14 protein-coding genes and 1 pseudogene are annotated in these 16,622 nt (G+C 61.2%); 11 read left to right on the top strand and 4 right to left on the bottom strand.

Annotation, left to right across the window (positions count from 1 at the left end; genetic code table 11):
• The first annotated feature begins 36 nt into the window (after nt 1-36).
• From AC07OD_RS15200 to AC07OD_RS15180, 5 genes are all read left to right on the top strand, one after another.
• Nucleotides 37-4,794, top strand: a complete 4,758-nt coding sequence (locus AC07OD_RS15200; protein ID WP_494597391.1) for an RHS repeat-associated core domain-containing protein — start codon at nt 37-39, stop codon at nt 4,792-4,794.
• Nucleotides 4,785-5,162 (top strand): hypothetical protein, encoded by a 378-nt coding sequence (locus AC07OD_RS15195; protein ID WP_494597390.1) that lies wholly within the window; start codon nt 4,785-4,787, stop codon nt 5,160-5,162. The genes AC07OD_RS15200 and AC07OD_RS15195 overlap by 10 nt, the downstream gene beginning before the upstream one ends.
• A gap of 328 nt (nt 5,163-5,490) precedes the next feature.
• A complete protein-coding gene (locus AC07OD_RS15190) occupies nt 5,491-7,005 on the top strand; it encodes an RHS repeat domain-containing protein (protein ID WP_494597389.1) in 1,515 nt (504 codons plus the stop codon).
• Complete coding sequence (locus tag AC07OD_RS15185) at nt 6,974-7,342, top strand: DUF6984 family protein (protein ID WP_492253475.1); 369 nt, start codon at nt 6,974-6,976, stop codon at nt 7,340-7,342. The genes AC07OD_RS15190 and AC07OD_RS15185 overlap by 32 nt, the downstream gene beginning before the upstream one ends.
• A gap of 251 nt (nt 7,343-7,593) precedes the next feature.
• Complete coding sequence (locus AC07OD_RS15180; RefSeq protein WP_492253474.1) at nt 7,594-7,854, top strand: hypothetical protein; 261 nt, start codon at nt 7,594-7,596, stop codon at nt 7,852-7,854.
• A gap of 260 nt (nt 7,855-8,114) precedes the next feature.
• Here AC07OD_RS15180 and AC07OD_RS15175 read toward each other — a convergent pair whose 3' ends face one another.
• The gene (locus AC07OD_RS15175) at nt 8,115-8,294 is read right to left on the bottom strand and encodes a hypothetical protein (RefSeq protein ID WP_492253473.1); all 180 of its coding nucleotides are present in this window, start codon (nt 8,292-8,294) and stop codon (nt 8,115-8,117) included.
• Between the two features lie 16 nt (nt 8,295-8,310).
• On the opposite strand from AC07OD_RS15175, the pseudogene AC07OD_RS15170 reads away from it, so the two are divergent.
• From AC07OD_RS15170 to AC07OD_RS15160, 3 genes and pseudogenes are all read left to right on the top strand, one after another.
• Nucleotides 8,311-8,922 (top strand): annotated as a pseudogene (locus AC07OD_RS15170) (RHS repeat-associated core domain-containing protein); the annotation flags it as partial.
• An 8-nt stretch (nt 8,923-8,930) separates the two neighbouring features.
• Entirely contained in the window at nt 8,931-9,335 is a 405-nt protein-coding gene (locus AC07OD_RS15165; protein WP_492253472.1) for a type II secretion system protein GspG, read from the top strand.
• Between the two features lie 141 nt (nt 9,336-9,476).
• Nucleotides 9,477-10,805 (top strand): hypothetical protein, encoded by a 1,329-nt coding sequence (locus AC07OD_RS15160; RefSeq protein WP_494597388.1) that lies wholly within the window; start codon nt 9,477-9,479, stop codon nt 10,803-10,805.
• On the opposite strand, the gene AC07OD_RS15155 is transcribed toward AC07OD_RS15160, so the two are convergent.
• Complete coding sequence (locus AC07OD_RS15155) at nt 10,714-11,418, bottom strand: Crp/Fnr family transcriptional regulator (RefSeq protein WP_492253470.1); 705 nt, start codon at nt 11,416-11,418, stop codon at nt 10,714-10,716. The two genes, AC07OD_RS15160 and AC07OD_RS15155, sit on opposite strands and share 92 nt — an antisense overlap.
• Before the next feature lie 150 nt (nt 11,419-11,568).
• Here AC07OD_RS15155 and AC07OD_RS15150 point away from each other — a divergent pair, with 150 nt between their 5' ends.
• The 3 genes from AC07OD_RS15150 to AC07OD_RS15140 all read left to right on the top strand — a co-directional run bounded on the left by AC07OD_RS15150 (nt 11,569) and on the right by AC07OD_RS15140 (nt 14,169).
• Entirely contained in the window at nt 11,569-12,093 is a 525-nt protein-coding gene (locus AC07OD_RS15150; protein ID WP_218297627.1) for an Mpo1 family 2-hydroxy fatty acid dioxygenase, read from the top strand.
• A 169-nt stretch (nt 12,094-12,262) separates the two neighbouring features.
• Nucleotides 12,263-13,144, top strand: coding sequence for a bile acid:sodium symporter family protein (locus AC07OD_RS15145; RefSeq protein ID WP_494597387.1), 882 nt, complete (start codon nt 12,263-12,265; stop codon nt 13,142-13,144).
• A gap of 5 nt (nt 13,145-13,149) precedes the next feature.
• Nucleotides 13,150-14,169: an MBL fold metallo-hydrolase gene (locus tag AC07OD_RS15140; RefSeq protein ID WP_369643759.1), complete on the top strand. Its 1,020-nt coding sequence runs from the start codon at nt 13,150-13,152 to the stop codon at nt 14,167-14,169.
• A 42-nt stretch (nt 14,170-14,211) separates the two neighbouring features.
• Here the strand turns inward: AC07OD_RS15140 and AC07OD_RS15135 are convergent, their stop codons facing one another.
• Both AC07OD_RS15135 and AC07OD_RS15130 read right to left on the bottom strand, forming a co-directional pair.
• Nucleotides 14,212-15,366: an ABC transporter permease gene (locus tag AC07OD_RS15135; RefSeq protein WP_494597386.1), complete on the bottom strand. Its 1,155-nt coding sequence runs from the start codon at nt 15,364-15,366 to the stop codon at nt 14,212-14,214.
• Between the two features lies 1 nt (nt 15,367).
• Nucleotides 15,368-16,540, bottom strand: a complete 1,173-nt coding sequence (locus AC07OD_RS15130; protein WP_218341627.1) for an ABC transporter permease — start codon at nt 16,538-16,540, stop codon at nt 15,368-15,370.
• Between the last annotated feature and the right edge of the window lie 82 nt (nt 16,541-16,622).

Genomic DNA, 16,622 nt, shown 5'->3' with positions numbered 1-16,622 from the left:
TTAGGTCAGCTTATTAATAATAATTTCTGAGATCTTATGTTGCAGTATTTTTTGAAAATTATTTCAGTATCGTTGGCACTCCTTGGGCCGCTATTTGCATATCAAAATCCAGCGTGGATGTTTAGTGCCGAGGAGTGCGGCAAGGTTGGAGCGCTTTGTGTCCCTCCCATCCCGACCGAGTGGCGTTATTTTGATCAACCTATTTGTTCAGGGGGGGCTGGGTTGGGTGTGCCAGAGTCGGAAGGTGGCGAGGCGATAGTTCTAAATTGCTCGATTGGTTTAATGGAATCGTACGGTATGCCCCCGCAGAGGCTGGGGAGTCGCTGTTCAAGATATACAGTTACTGCTCACGGCTGGAAAGCCACACAATATTTTTCGGCTCTTTCAAATGTTTCCTATGCTGAATCACCAGATTCACCATTCATAAAATACAAGTCCTGGGATATTGCCAGCCCTGCGGATAATTTGACATGTATCGGTAACGGGGAGGTAATCTCTACAATGTACAGAACAAGGCACCTTAGTTGCCCGCCTGGATTTATTGGAAATGATGGTTTGGTCGAGAGTCCGAACATCAGATACTGTTATAGATATTCTGAACAGCAACCTATTGAAAAATCCTGCAACCGGGCAGCTTTTGGGGAGGGAGCTGGTACTTTTTATTCTGGAAATCCCGCAACAGAGAGGGATCAGTACGGATTGTTCTTTGGCAATCCAGTAGAAACGGCCACCGGGGAGAAGTTTCAGGTCGAGTACGATTGGATTGACCCATCGGGAAGAGGCTTCAGTGTTTTGCGTCTTTATCGCACAGATTGGGCTGAACTTAAAAATGGCTTGATCGGCAATGCCTGGCAGTTTTCTATTTCTGCTCGCCTGCATTCAGTAACGGATAAACAAAAAGCAATCAGGCTACCTGATGGTTCCTTGAGGCGGTTTGTGGCTAATCTTGCTACAAGTCCAGTGCAATGGCAACCCAGCGGGCATGGCAGTACCTTGGTTGCATTGGGGGATAAGTTCTCGTATAAACATGCTGAAGATGGAAGTTTGTGGCTATTCCAAGGCGAACTATTGCAGGAGGTTGTAAGCCGGAACGGCTGGCGAAGAAAATACTTCTATAATCTTGGAAAAATTGAGAAAATTCAGGATGAATTTGGCAGGGAGATGATCTTCTCTTATGAGGGGAATGGGCCTATTTCCATATCCCTTCCTGGGGGTGGCTTGATCCGATATGCGTACAACGAGCTTGGCCAGTTATCGAGAGTGATCTATCCAGATGGTAGCTTCAGAAGCTATACATATGTGGGTTCTGGTTTATCTCCGCTTCTTGAGAAGATATATGATGAAAATGGGAATTTATTTTCAGAATTTGGCTATGACAGCAAGCGAAGGGCGGTAAGAACTTCTCAGTCCAATGGAGTGAATTCCTATGGATTTATATATTTTGATGGGGCAGGGCCAATTACCCATGTCAAAGACCCCTTGGGTCATCTGCGCGAATATGCCTTTTCTGTAAAATCTGGTGTAATCAATGTTACAAGTTCATCGCGTATCAGTCTGGACGGCACAGATGCTCGTTGGCGCACTGTTAATGAAAAAGGGCTTGTAGCCAGTTCCACCAACTCGCTCGGCGTGGTTACAAAACACTCTTGGGACACTGCGCGCTATCTACCGACATCGGTGGTTGAAGCCGCAGATACTGCAGATCAGCGTGCAACCAGCGTCACCTGGCACTCTCAATGGCGTCTGCCGTTGACTATCACCGAGCCAGGCCGGGTTACCACCTACACCTACGACAGCCAGGGGAACCCTCTGACCCAAACCGTCACCGACATCAGTGGTGGCTCCGGCGGCAGCTCCCGCATTACCAGTTGGACCTATTACCCCGGCGGTCTGGTCGCCTCTGAGACCGCCCCCAACGGCGCCACCAGCAGTTACCAGTACGACAGCACAGGCAATCTCACCGCTGCCACCGACACGCTGGGCCATGTGGACACCTACACCCACGACGCGGCAGGCCGCGTGCTCACCCACACCGTCCCCACGGGCCTGGTGATCACCTACACCTACGACCCTCGGGGTCGCATGCTCACCGTCAATCGGGGTGGCTTGTTGACGACAGTCACCTACAGACCCAGTGGCCAGGTCGCTACAGCCAGCCTGCCGCACGGCCACGTTGTCAGCTACACCTACGACCTTGCCCAGCGCCTCACTGGCTGGAGGGACAACCGGGGCAACGCGGGCGCCTACACCCTGGACAACATGGGCAACCGCACGCAGGAAGAGATCCTCAACGCCCAAGGGCAGTTGGTGTGGCGGCTGGCACGCACCATTAACAGCCTCAACCGCGTGGAGAGCGTGATCCTGGGGGGCAGCCAAACCACCACTTTTGCCTACGACAATAACGGAGACCGGGTGGCTATCTACAATGGCCTGAACCAGAGCACCCGCCAATCCCTGGACGCCCTGCGCCGCACCAAGGCCATCACCAACGCCGAAAACGCCACGGCCAACCTGGCCTACAACGCTCTCGATGCCATTACCCGGGCCAGCGACTTCAAAGGCGTAGCCACCACCTACACCCGCGACGCTTTAGGCAACGCCACCACAGAAACCAGCGCAGACACCGGCGCGCAGACCGCCCAGTACGACGCACTGGGCCTGCCCAGCACCATCACCGACGCCCTGGGCCAGGCCACCACCATCGAACGCGACCTGCTGGGCCGCCCCACGCTCATCACCTATGCCGACGGGCGCACCACCACCCTGCGCTACGACCTCACCACCGCCAGCCGGGGATACCTTGGCGAGATCGTGGACGCCAGCGGCACCACCACCTACCAGCGCGACCTGCTGGGCCGCATCACCACCAAGACCCAGACCCTGATCAACGGCGACACCCGCAGCGTGAGCTACGGCTACAACCCCCAGGGCCTGCTGGCCAGCACCACCTACCCCGGCGGGCAAGTGCTGCAAAACGTCTACGACACCACCGGCCAGCTCACGGGCCTGACCTGGGCGGGCCAGCCCCTGGTCAGCGGCATCACCTGGAACCCCCTGGGCCAGCCCACCGGCTGGAGCTGGAACCTGCCCGGCGGTGCGGCCGCCATCCCCGCCACCCGCAGCTACAACACGGCGGGCCAACTGGCCACCACCGAATTCAGCAGCTACCAGTACGACGCAGCGGGCCGCATCACGGCCATCAGCCAAGACCTGTGGCAGCCCGCCAGCACCAACCCCCAAGACAGCACCCTCAGCCAGGCCACCAAGCTCTGGACCGTCAAGTACGACCTGGCGGGCCGCATCATCGAGCTTGGAGACACAGGGCGCACCACCACCTACACCTACGACGCCAACGGCAACCGCAAAACCAGCGTGCAGACCACCACCGTGGGCACCCCTGGCACCCTCAGCCGCACCTACGGCAGTGCCAGCACCCACAACCGCCTGCTGGGCTTTACGCAAACCGCCACCGCGGGCGGCAGCGCGGCCAACACCAGCGTCACCTACCAATACAACAGCGCAGGCGACCTGCTGGGCGACGGCCTGACCAGCTATCGCTACGACAGCGAAGGCCGCATGGAAAGCGCCAGCACCGGCCAGGGCGAAGACGCCCCCACCACCAAATACGCCCACAACGGCCTGGGCCAGCGCGTGTTCAAGACCGAGCCTTTGTACAGCGGCACACAAAGCAGTGGCAGCACCGGCAACAAAACCGGCAAGAACCTGAACAACCTGCTGGCCGACGACGACGAGGCAGAACCCGCCAAGGCCGAACAACCCGGCCTGGTCCAATGGCTCCTGGGCTTCTGGAGCAAACTCTGGAGCCCCAGCACCAGCGACGCAGAAAAGCTGGGCTACAGCTACGTCTACGCAGAAGACGGCAGCCTGCTGGGCGAATACGGCTCGGGCGGCAGCAACAGCACAGGCACCGCCCAATACATCTACCTGCCCACCGCCAGCGGCCCCATGCCGATAGCGGCAGTGATCAAAGGCCAAACCTACGCCGTCCACAGCGACCACCTGAACACGCCCCGCAAACTCACCCAGCCCGACGGCCAGGTGGCCTGGCAATGGGCGTACAGTGCGTTTGGAGACGAACAGCCCACTATCGGGGCCAAGCGATTCACCAGCGAGACCACCACCCCCACCACGGGCGCCACCAGCATCCCGGAAGTCACGTTCAACCTGCGGTATCCGGGGCAGTACTTTGACGCTGAGACCAAGCTGCACTACAACTACTTCCGCACGTACGCGCCGGGCACGGGGCGGTATACGCAGGGCGATCCGATTGGGTTGGATGGGGGGTGGAATCGGTTTGGGTATGTTGATGCTGATCCATTGAGATATTTTGATTCCCTCGGTCTTTGCCGGTGTGAAAACATTCTCGAGCAAGCTGAGTTACTCAATAATGACTCTCGTTATTCATTGCGTGCCCCGTATCGCCCTGGCCCAAATACCAATAAATGCAATACCTTCGTTGATGATGTTCTCGAATCAACTGGTGTTGCACCTCGGCGCAATTGGTTGAGTATGCCGATTAGTGCAGGAAAATGGGCAGACCCTACTGCAACCATACCGAATTTTCCGGTGGTGACTGATCCTCGACCGGGCGATATCGTCGCTATAGCTCGTTGGACACCTGACTCCTCGGGGCATGTAGCAATCGTGAAAGTTCCGGGGGTGTCGACAATTGGAGCGGGTACTGAAGCGGGCTCTCACACGACCAGCTGGCCTTGGGATTTAAACAAATTTCCCCAAGGAATCCCCGTATATAGGAGGTGCATGTGCCAGTGATTTCAATAAATCGAAGGGTTCAAAAACATCTGTTTGTCAGATTGCTTTTTTTGGTAGGGGCTGTTTTTTTGTCAGGTTGCGAGTTCAAAGATAATGAATTTCCTGAGAGGTGGAAAATCAATTACTCGGGAAAGAGAATTTATGAATTGAAATTGCTATTTGGAAAGCCTGATGAGGATGTTTCTGAAAAGCAATTTTTAAACTGGATTGATCGAGATGAGGAGGGTATGAAAATTCTGAAGGTTGTTTGTTCCGATAAGTGTAGTGATGATGAATATCCAACTAGAATATTGTTTTATAAATACTTTAATAATGGAGATAGATCAAAATACACTGTGATTTTTGATGGAGGCAGAGGAATTCGCTAGTTGAGGCACTTCAAGCATAAGCGGGGCGGAAAAATGACGGATTCAAAAATGAAGCGCAACACGCCCCACACATGCCAGCTTGTGATTATTGAGAACTCCTAAATTCATAGCTGTCAGCGCTTTCCTATCAAGCGCTAGCGGCCAATTTGGCCCAAAAACCGGCAAAGCCAGCAGGCTCCACCCCCTGCTGGCCTTGACCCTCGTCTTTGCCGGAGAGTTATTAGGGTCAGGTCTTGCCTTTTGCCTAAATCACGCAAAACCTGAAGCCCTTCGACGGTGGATTTAAAAGTGAAGTCCAACGCGCCCTTCGCATGCCGTTTCGCAGCCATTGAAAACTCCTAAATTCATAGCTTCCAGCGTTTGCCAATCAAGCGCCAGCGGCCAGTTTGACTTCAAACCCGGCAAAGCAAGCAGGCTTCGCGCCCTGTTGGGCCTGGCCCTTGTCTTTGCCGGGGCCACGTCACACGCCATCAGCATCCCCAGCATTCCCCCAGTCAGCCACAGCCACCCGCACCTGCTGGGCGATGGCCTGACCACCTACCGCTACAACAGCGAAGGCCGCATGGAAAGCGCCAGCACCGGCCAGGGCGAAGACGCCCCTACCACCAAATACGCCCACAACGGCCTGGGCCAGCGCGTGTTCAAGACCGAGCCGCTGTACAGCAGTACCACACAAAGCAGCGGCACCAGCAATAGCAAAACCGGCAAGAACCTGAACAACCTGCTGGCCGACGACGAAGGCGACGACAACAAGGAAACCCAGGCAGAACCACCCGGCCTCATCCAGCAAATCCTCAGCTTCTTCAGCAAACTCTGGAGCCCCGGCACCAGCGACGCCGAGAAGCTGGGCTACAGCTACGTGTATGCAGAAGACGGCAGCCTGCTGGGCGAATACGGCTCGGGCGGCAGCAACAGCACAGGCACCGCGCAATACCTGTACCTGCCCACCGCCAGCGGCCCCCTGCCGATCGCGGCAGTGATCAAGGGAACGGCCTACGCCGTGCACAGCGACCACCTGAACACCCCCAGAAAGCTCACCCAAGCTGATGGGCAAACCGCGTGGCAGTGGGCATACAGTGCGTTCGGCGACGAACAGCCCACCATTGGGGCCAAGCGATTCACCAGCGAGAGCACCACCCCCACCACGGGCGCCACCAGCATCCCGGAAGTCACGTTCAACCTGCGGTATCCGGGGCAGTACTTTGACCCAGAGACCAAGCTGCACTACAACTACTTCCGCACGTATGCGCCGAGCACGGGGCGGTATACGCAGGGGGATCCGATTGGGCTAAACGGCGGTTGGAGCCGGTTTGGATATGCCGAACAAAATCCGTTGTTCTTCACCGATCCGAACGGACTTTGCCCCATTTGCGTCGGTGTTTTTGCGATGGCAGAAGTCACCATGCTGCTCCACTCTGCAGCGATGGACCCGGTGCCGCTGCCGGGCTCCAGCATTGCAGCACGATCCTCTGTTGGCGCTGCGATGGTGGGGCAGGCGATTCCTGCAGCGGTTTCTAAAATGACGCCTGTCTCCCAGGCCATCATTCATGGAGTTGATACTGGCGCGTACTGTGCAGCTAAAAGCATTGACGAATTAGCAATACAGTTCGGTAAGGTAGAAAATCAAATATCTCACACTTTCAGGCATGTAGAAAAAGCAGGATTTGATCGGAAGGCGGTGCAAGAGACTATTAGGCAAGACCTTTTGAGATCTGCTGAATCCTTGGTAGGCGGGCAGTACAGTGGTAGTGTTGTGTTAAATGGCACAAAACTTGAATATAGTGCGTTTAAATTATCGGATGGGACTATAAATGTCGGACGAATTACTCCGCCAAGAAAATAAAAAAACGCGTTTTTTGCGCGAAGATGAAAAAATGCTTTTGACTGCATTGCTATCTAAGCATGCAGACTTTCTTCGCTTTAAAGAAGAGATCGCGCGGGGGAAGGTGTGTGATATGTCGGATGGGGGTATGGGGAGCGTAAAATTCGTTATGACTGAAGAGCGGTCACTAGGTGGAATTCTGGTTGAGGCGGATTATTTTGATGACGATGGCGTCCCTGTGGTTATTTCGATTAATGTGGATGAAAAGGGAAATCTTTATGAGATGGATTTTTGGAAAACTGATTTCTCACCCTTGATTAAATATCCGCAGCCGGAGTCGGTGCTAATAAAAATTTGATTGATCTGCGGATGATTTTTACAGATACATGGGTCAGGTTGCCTTCTACTAAAATCGTGCAAACCTATTTCCTTTGACCAATAGAGGGTGAGGGTGAACTCAAAAACGAAGTGCAATACTCCCTACCGGGGTTTAGTTAGCAGCTATTGAAAAATCCTGAATTGATAGCTGCTAGCGCTTACCCATCAAGGGCTAGCAGCCAATTTGGTTCCAAACCCGGCAAGGCAAGCAGGCTTCGCGCCCTGCTTGCCTTGGCCCTCGTCTTTGCAGGGGCCACATCCCACGCTATCAGTCTCCCCAGCATTCCCCCGGCCAGCCACAACCATACGCACCTGCTGGGCGACGGCCTGACCACCTACCGCTACGACGGCGAAGGCCGCCTGGAGAGCGCCACCACCGGCTCGGGCGCAGACGCCCCCACCACCAAATACGCCCACAACGCCCTGGGCCAGCGCGTATTCAAGACCGAGCCGCTGTACAGCAGCGCCACCCAAAGCACCAGCAAGAACTAGGACAACCTGCTGGCCGACGACCAGGAGCCTCAAGAGCAACCCAGCTTCATCCAGCAACTCCTCACCTTCTGGAGCAAGCTGTGGAGCCCGGGCACCAGCGATGCCGAGAAACTCGGCTGGAGCTACGTCTATGCAGAGGACGGCAGCCTGCTGGGCGAATATGGATCGGGCGGCAGCCACAGCAGCGGCACCAACCAATACCTCTACCTGCCCACGGCAGCAGGGCCGATGCCGATAGCGGCCATCATCAAAGGCCAACCCTACGCCATCCACAGCGACCACCTGAACACCCCGAGGAAGCTCACCCAGGCCGATGGGCAAGCCGCGTGGCAGTGGGCGTACAGCGCGTTCGGGGACGAGCAGCCGACGACGGGGGCAAAGCGGTTCACGAACGAGACGACCAACCCCACGACGGGGGCCACCAGCATTGCGTAGGTCACGTTCAACCTTCGGTATCCGGGGCAATACTTTGACCCAGAGACAAAGCTGCACTACAACTACTTTCGCACGTATGCGCCGAGCACAGGGCGGTATACGCAGGGCGATCCGATTGGGTTGGATGGGGGATTCAACAGATTTGGGTACGTAAATCAAAACGCATTGTCATTTATTGATCCTGCGGGATTGAGTGCGACTGATATTGAGATTATGCTTAGGGAACTAGCATATGAATTTGGCGAATTTCGGCCAAGAGGAACTTGGATGTTTGGTGTTCCTAGTAACCCTGATGACATTGCTGCGACAGAATTAATATCTGGAAATATGATTTTTCGTCCTGAATGGTCCACCCCTGGGTGCTTGTCACCTGAAGAGTTTAATACTCGAATTAGCAAGGTTTTTCATGAGAGTATGCACAGTACGGATAGTGCATTTCGGAGAATTTTTGGAGGCGAGGCAAATCACGAATTAATATGGAATCGTGAGAGATGGGAATTTGGGGTTATGCATCCAAGTAAGAGAAAAAAGCAGGGAACGATGTGGGGAAATCCGAGATCAACCCCCGTGGATGAGGATGCCATCTACAGCAGGTATTTAAAGAGCAATCCAGACTGCACTTGTAGGCGATAGGAAAAAGCATGAACCGTCCAAAAGTTGTTGTTTTGCTTTTATTTCTATCGATTGGTTTTATATTATTTGGATTTTTGTTCTTTGGGAAGGTGCATGAAAATCAGCGCGTGAAGACCACAAATATGAATATTTCTGATGTGGGTGCCGCTATTGGTTTGTTTGAAAAAGAATTCCATCATTATCCTAAAGTATTGGAGGATTTGGCTCCGCCGCAAGGGAATTTTATATATCCAACCGCGCGTGTTCTTGATGGATGGGAACAACCGATCAGGTATTATTTGACGGAGGGGGCTATAAAGCCTTTCAATCTGTACTCGATTGGTAAAAATGGCAGGGACGAGCATGGTTCTGGGGATGATTTGAGTTTTTGGTCTTTAGAAAATGCAGGCCTGGAAGGGCGGATTCAAAAGTGAAGTGCAACACGCTCCACTCATGCTGGCTCTCAGCTATTGAAAACTCCTAATTTCATAGCTGCCAGCGCTTACTCATCAAGCGCCAGAGGCCAATTCGGCCTCAAACCCGCCAAGGCCAGCAGGCTCCACACCCTGTTGGCCTTGGCCTTCGTCTTTGCCGGGGCCGCATCACACGCCAGCATTCCCAGCGCTCCCCCTGCCAGCATCGGTTGTTTCTCTGAAATCCTGGACGCCAGCGGCACCACCACCTACCAGCGCGACCTGCAGGGCCGCATCACCACCAAGACCCAGACCCTGATCAACGGCGACACCCGCAGCGTGAGCTACGGCTACAACCCCCAGGGCCTGCTGGCCAGCACCACCTACCCCGGCGGGCAAGTGCTGCAAAACGTCTACGACACCACCGGCCAGCTCACGGGCCTGACCTGGGCGGGCCAGCCCCTGGTCAGCGGCATCACCTGGAACCCCCTGGGCCAGCCCACCGGCTGGAGCTGGAACCTGCCCGGCGGTGCGGCCGCCATCCCCGCCACCCGCAGCTACAACACGGCGGGCCAACTGGCCACCACCGAATTCAGCAGCTACCAGTACGACGCAGCGGGCCGCATCACGACCATCAGCCAAGACCTGTGGCAGCCCGCCAGCACCAACCCCCAGGACAGCACCCTCAGCCAGGCCACCAAGCTCTGGACGGTCAAGTACGACCTGGCGGGCCGCATCATCCAGCTTGGAGACACCGGGCGCACCACCACCTACACCTACGACGCCAACGGCAACCGCACAACCAGCGTGCAGACCACCACCGTGGGCACCCCTGGCACCCTCAGCCGCACCTACGGCAGTGCCAGCACCCACAACCGCCTGCTGGGCTTTACGCAAACCGCCACCGCGGGCGGCAGCGCGGCCAACACCAGCGTCACCTACCAATACAACAGCGCAGGCGACCTGCTGGGCGACGGCCTGACCAGCTATCGCTACGACAGCGAAGGCCGCATGGAAAGCGCCAGCACCGGCCAGGGCGAAGACGCCCCCACCACCAAATACGCCCACAACGGCCTGGGCCAGCGCGTGTTCAAGACCGAGCCTTTGTACAGCGGCACACAAAGCAGTGGCAGCACCGGCAACAAAACCGGCAAGAACCTGAACAACCTGCTGGCCGACGACGACGAGGCAGAACCCGCCAAGGCCGAACAACCCGGCCTGGTCCAATGGCTCCTGGGCTTCTGGAGCAAACTCTGGAGCCCCGGCACCAGCGACGCCGAGAAACTGGGCTTTAGCTACGTGTACGCAGAAGGCCGCAGCCTGCAGGGCGCGTACGAAGAATGCAGCACCGACACCTCAGGTAGCGCGCAATACGCAATACCTCTGGCTGCCCATGGACTCAGTAGCAGCCAGCCCGCAGCGCCGCCAGGTCCAAGATCTCCACCTCGCCACGCTGCACGCGCACCAGGTGGCGCGACTCCAGGTCCTTGAGGATCTGGTTGGTGGTCTGGCGCGAGATGGCCAGCATCAGCGACAGCTGCTCCTGCGAGATGCCGATCACGCGGCGCGACTGGCCCTCGGCCGTCCACTGGCCGTAGCCCTCGGCCATCATCACCAGGCGGCGTGCCAGGCGCTGCGGGGCGGGCAGCAGCGCCAGTTCCTCCATGGCCACGAAGGCGGTGCGCAGCTTGTCGGTGAGCAGCAGGGCCAGCGCATGCCAGTGTTGCGGGTGGGCCTGCAGCCAAGCCTGCAGCCGTTCGTGCGGCACCTGCAGCAGCGTGCTGGCCTCGGCGGCATGGGCGTCGTGGGTGCGCGCCGAGCCGTCGAACACCGAGATCTCGCCAAACCAGTGCGGCGGCTCCAGCCGCGTGAGCAGCGCAGCGCGCGCCTCGTGCGCCCGCCCGCCCGTGCCCGAGATGCTGATGGCCCCGCGCACCACCGCGTACAGCCCGCAGGGGGCGTCGCCGCGCAGGAACAGCACCTCGCCCGGCTGCAACTGGCGCAGGTGGGCCATGGCGATCAGCGGCTGGGCAAAGTCCGGCGGCAGGTGGGCAAACCAGCGGCCGGACTGGAGAACGGGCAGGTAGGCGGCGGGGTGGGTCATGCGGGGAGGGCGGGGCGCGCGCGGGGCGGAAGGAAGGGGCTGAAGGGGAAGTGCTGAAGGGAAGGGGGCTTTTTGTCGTGTGTACGACAGACGTTGCGGCCCCTGCGGGGCGACCATTGATCCTGCTCAAAACAATACCAGGAGACACCCATGAAAACCCTGATCGACCACCTGGCCCAGTACGCCGACTACCACCGCGACCCGCGCAACATCCACACCCACTTCGTGGGCGTGCCGATGATCATGTTCGCGGTGGTGGTGCTGCTCTCGCGCCCCGCGTGGGCGGTGGGCGGCCTGCCCCTGACCCCGGCGCTGTTCTGCGCGCTGGCCAGCAGCGTCTTCTACCTGCGGCTCGACCTGCGTTTTGGCCTGGCCATGGCGGCGCTGCTGGCCGCGATGCTGGTGGTGGCGCAGTGGGTGGCGCTGCAGTCCATGGCCGTGTGGCTGGCCACGGGCATCGGCCTGTTCGCCGTGGGCTGGGTGATCCAGTTCGTGGGCCACCATTACGAAGGCCGCAAGCCCGCGTTCGTGGACGACCTCGTGGGCCTGATCGTGGGCCCGCTGTTCGTGGTGGCCGAGTGGGCCTTCGCGCTGGGCCTGCGCAAGGAAGTGCAGGCCGCCATCGAACTGCGCAGCGGACCGGTGCGCCTGCGCACGGGCCAGGCGGCGGCCTAGGGGCACGCCGCTTTTTCCGCCCGCCTCGCTGTCCCTTTTTCCTTTTCTTTCTCTCTCTCCTTGTCGTCCGGTCGCGGCACTCCGCCCACGGCGCCCTTGTGGCGCCGTGGGCATCGCCGTTTCCACCCGCTTTGAACGGAGCACGGCCCTCTGCGGGCCGTGTGTGCACATGAGCTTTGTTTCCATCCTTCCCACCCTGCTGTTCATTGCGCTCGGGCTGGTCATGTTCGGCCTGGGCCTGTCGCTCACGGTGGGCGACTTCAGGCGCCTGCTGCAGCATCCGCGCGCGGTGCTGCTGGCCCTGGTGCTGCAGGTGCTGGTGCTGCCGGCGGCGTGCTACGCCCTCATCGTGCTGCTGGGCGTGGCCCCCGTCTACGCGGTGGGGCTGATGCTGCTGGCGGCATCGCCCGGCGGCGTGTCGGCCAACCTGTTCAGCCATCTGTTCGGCGGCAACGTGGCGATGAACATCTCGCTCACCGCCATCAACACCGTGCTGTCCATCGCGAGCCTGCCGCTCATCACCAACTGGGCCATCGACACCTTTGCCCGCAAGGGCCAGGTGGTGCCGCTGCAGTTCGGCAAGGTGGTGGAGGTGATCGTCATCGTGCTGGTGCCCGTGGTGCTGGGCATGGCGGTGCACCGGCGCGCGCCGGCGTTCAGCGCACGCATGGAAAAGCCCATGAAGATCTTCAGCGCCGTGGTGCTGGCGGCGTTCGCGCTCATCGCCATCGCCAAGGAGTGGACGGCGCTCGTGGAGTCCTTCGCGGGCATCGGCCCGGCCGTGCTGCTGTTCAACGCCATCAGCCTCGCATCGGGCTACTACCTCGCACGCGCGGCGGGGCTGGACAAGTCCATGGCCACGGCGATCAGCTTCGAGATCGGCATCCATAATTCCACGCTCGCGATCTTCATCGCGCTGTCGGTGCTCGGCAACTTCCAGCTCGCGCTGCCCGCCGCCATCTACTCGGTCAGCATGTACCTCCTGGCCACGCTGTTCGGCATGCTGGTGCTGCGCCGCCCTGGCACGGCGGCCGCGGCCAAGGTGGCGTGAGCGCGATGCGGCCGCTGATGAAGAAGGCGCTGCTGGCCCTGGGGCTGCTGGCGGTGTTCGCGCTGGGCGCGCTGGCCTGGGCGCTGCAGCAGCACCCCTCGCTGCAGCCGTACGCGGATCTGCGCTGGAAGGTGCCCGCCGGCGGCGAGGCGCCGCCACCCGTCAAGGTGACCTTCCTGGGCGTTTCCACCGTGCTGCTGGACGACGGCGAGACGGCGCTGATGACGGACGGATTTTTCTCTCGCCCCGGCAAGCTGCAGACCTTCCTGGGCAAGGTGGAGCCCGACATGCAGGCCATCACGCAGGGCCTGCGGCGTGCCGGCCTGCCGGGCGAAACGGGCAGGCTGGCGGCGGTGATCCCCGTGCATTCGCACTACGACCACGCCATGGATGCGCCCGAGGTCGCGCGGCGCATGGGTGCGCTGCTGCTGGGCTCCGAGTCCACGGCCAACGTGGGGCGCGGCTGGGGCCTGGCCGAGGCGCAGATCCGCGTGGCGAAGCTGGGCGAGCCGCAGCGCTTTGGCCGCTTCACGGCGACGCTGTTCGCCAGCCGCCATGCGCCCACCGGCTTCACGGGGGGCGAGGTCACCGCCCCGCTGCACCCGCCGGTGCGTGCCAGCGACTACAAGGAGGGGCAAAGTTATGCCCTGCATGTGGAGCATGGTGGCAGGACGCTGCTCATCGTGGGCAGCGCGGGCTTCGAGCCTGGTGCGCTGCGCGGCGTGCAGGCCGACGTGGTGCTGCAGGGCATCGGCGCGCTGGGGCCCCGGCCCGAGAGCTACCGCGACGCGCTGTGGACCGAGGTGATCGCCGCCGTGGGCGCCCGGCGCGTCATTCCCATCCACTGGGACGACTTCTGGCAGCCTCCGGGCCGGCCCATGCAGCCCATGCCCCCGCCGCTCGATGCCTTCGATGTGTCCATGGCCTACCTGCGCGAGCGGGGCGCGCGCGACGGCGTGGATGTCCGCCTGCCGCTGGAGTGGCAGGCGATGGACGTGTGGGCCGGGCTGCCCGCCCGCCGGTGAGCGGTGAGGGAGCAGGGCGGCGGGCCCGGCGCGGCGTGGTGCTCAGACGGCTGGCAGGGGCCGGGGGCGGGTCTTGTTCAGCAGCGCCGCCGTGGCCACCGCGCACAGCGCCACCAGCGCGCTCAGGTGGGGCAGGGCGGCCGACAGCGGCGCGCCCAGCTGGTTGAGCCGCAGCGAGGCCTGCACGCCCGAGGTGCTGGGCAGCAGCCAGCGCAGCCACTGCAGCGGCTCGGGCAGGGCCTCCACGGGCCACGAGAAACCGGCCACGAACGCGATGGGCAGCGTGGTGAACAGCAGTACCTGCAGCGCGCGCTCGCGGTTGCCGAACCACAGCCCCAGCAGCGACCCCAGCGCGGCGATGGCGGGCACGTAGCAGGCCAGGAGCGCCAGCGCGCCCAGCGGGTTGCCGCCGCGCGGGTAGCCGTGCAGCACGAAGATCCAGCCAAAGTAGAACAGCCCGCTGGCCCAGCCCAGCGTGCTCAGCGCCAGCAGGCGGCCCAGCCAGGTGGTGGCGCTGGCGCGGTGCTCGCCGGCCTCCACCCAGGTGCCGGTGAGCAGGGCGGCGCCCATGAGCAGGGTCTGCTGCAGGATCAGCAGCGCCACGGCGGGCACCACGAAGCTGCCATAGCCCTCGATGGGATTGAAGAGCGCCACCATCTGCAGCTGCACCGGCGCGCGGCTGGCCGCGGCCTGCTGCGCGCTCTGGCCGCCGGCCTGCAGCTTGCGGATCTCGACCCCGGCGGACACCGTGCCCACCGCCTCGGCGAAGCCGTACTGCACGGCCTTGTTGAGCAGCGCATAGGCACCGTTGGCCTCGATGCTGACCACCGCGTTCTCGCCGCGCACCACGCTGCGCTTGAGGTTGGCGGGGATCAGCGCATAGCCTTCGATCTCGCCGCGCCACAGGGCCTCCTGCGCCTCGCGCTCGCTGCCCGTGACTAGGCGCACCTCGATGCGCGGGTCGGCGTCGGCAAAGCGCGTGATCTGGCGCGACAGGCTGCTGTGGTCCATGTCCACCACCGCCACGGGCACGCGGGTGAGCACCTCGTCGGCATAGAACCAGGGGTAGAAGAAACCGTAGAGCACGGGCGCGCCGATCAGCAGCAGCAGCACGCCCTTGTCGCGCGCCATGGTGGCCAGCGCCAGCAGCCAGGCGTGCAGCAGGCCCCGGGGGGCGGGGTTCGTGTGGACGTGCATGTCAGCGGCCTCCCCAACTGGCGGGCTGGCCCGCGGCAAGGCTCAGCCCCATGGCGGCCACGAGCCAGAGCACGCCGGTGGCGATGAGCAGCGCCGCCATGGTGGACACGCTGGTGGCCAGCGGCGCGCCCATCTGCAACTGCTCGATCTGCAGCCGGATGTAGTGCGTGAACGGCATGGCCTCGGCCCAGGCGCGCGCGCTGGCGGGCATGCCCGCCAGGGGAAACGCCACGCCGCTGAACGCGAACGCCGGCGCCGCGAAGAACCCCGCGCCCGACAGCGCGGTGCGCAGCGAGCGCGTGAGGGCCGCCAGGGCCGCGCCCGCCGCCACCGACACGGCCATCAGCAGCGCCAGCGCGGCGGCCACCCAGGGCAGGCTGCCCGGCGGGTGCCAGCCCCGGCCCCAGGTGATGCCCGCCAGCGCCAGCAGGCCCACCAGCGTGAGCGTGGCCCAGGGCAGCACGAGCTTGCCCAGCAAGGCGCCTGCGACAGGGACGAAACGGCCCGTGCCCAGCCACTCGCCCAGGCTGCGGTCGCGCAGCTCGCGGCCCACCGTCCAGGCTCCGGCCGTCATGGCCAGGATGTGCAGCAGCGCGGGGATCAGCGCCGCGCCCAGGAACTGCTCGTAGTTGCTCGACACGTTGAACAGCGCCACCAGCTGCGTGTGGATGGGCTCCATGCTCACGCGCATGGCCTGCGCGCTTTCGCCGCGCTTGTTGCGCGCGGCCATCTCGATGCCCGCCGACAGCGTGCCCACGGCGGCGCGCACGTCGCGCTGCAGCAGGCCCGAATGCGTGCCCATCTGCGCGTTGTGCAGCAGCGTGACCTGGGCGGCGCGGCCTTCCTTCACGGTGCGCGCGAAGTCGCGCGGGATGGTGACGACGGCATAGACCTCGAGGGCGCGCAGCGCGCGCTCCGCCTCGGCCGCGTTGGCGTGGTTCTGCGCGATGCGCACGCCCGGCGTGGCGTCGAGCATGCGCACCAGCTGGCGCGACAGGCTGGAGTGGTCCTCATCGACCACCCCCACGGGCAGGTGGCGCGGCAGGCCGGCCGAGAAAATCCACCACAGCAGCGCCACGGCCAGCAGCGGCACCCAGGTGACCATGGCCAGGTCCCAGGGGTCGGCCGCCAGGCGGCGGGCCTCGCGGCGAAAGCTGTTTACTATTGAATTCATAGCTGCTAGCGCTTATCTATCAAGCGCTGAAGGCAATTTTTACATCGATGATCCATTGCGCTTCACGGCCATCGCAGGGCAT

The sequence above is a fragment of the Acidovorax sp. GW821-FHT10E03 genome (assembly GCF_059415205.1).
The sequence above is the reverse complement of the archived record's forward strand: the minus strand, read 5'-3'. Positions and strand labels throughout refer to the sequence as shown.

Bases quoted from the DNA above. Each gene is read 5' to 3' on its own strand.
- AC07OD_RS15200 (WP_494597391.1), top strand. From the start codon at position 37: ATGTTGCAGTATTTTTTGAAAATTATTTCAGTATCGTTGGCACTCCTT.
- AC07OD_RS15135 (WP_494597386.1), bottom strand. From the start codon at position 15,366: ATGCACGTCCACACGAACCCCGCCCCCCGGGGCCTGCTGCACGCCTGG.
- AC07OD_RS15140 (WP_369643759.1), top strand. From the start codon at position 13,150: ATGCGGCCGCTGATGAAGAAGGCGCTGCTGGCCCTGGGGCTGCTGGCG.
- AC07OD_RS15155 (WP_492253470.1), bottom strand. From the start codon at position 11,418: ATGACCCACCCCGCCGCCTACCTGCCCGTTCTCCAGTCCGGCCGCTGG.
- AC07OD_RS15145 (WP_494597387.1), top strand. From the start codon at position 12,263: ATGAGCTTTGTTTCCATCCTTCCCACCCTGCTGTTCATTGCGCTCGGG.
- AC07OD_RS15165 (WP_492253472.1), top strand. From the start codon at position 8,931: ATGAACCGTCCAAAAGTTGTTGTTTTGCTTTTATTTCTATCGATTGGT.
- AC07OD_RS15150 (WP_218297627.1), top strand. From the start codon at position 11,569: ATGAAAACCCTGATCGACCACCTGGCCCAGTACGCCGACTACCACCGC.
- AC07OD_RS15130 (WP_218341627.1), bottom strand. From the start codon at position 16,540: ATGAATTCAATAGTAAACAGCTTTCGCCGCGAGGCCCGCCGCCTGGCG.
- AC07OD_RS15185 (WP_492253475.1), top strand. From the start codon at position 6,974: ATGTCGGACGAATTACTCCGCCAAGAAAATAAAAAAACGCGTTTTTTG.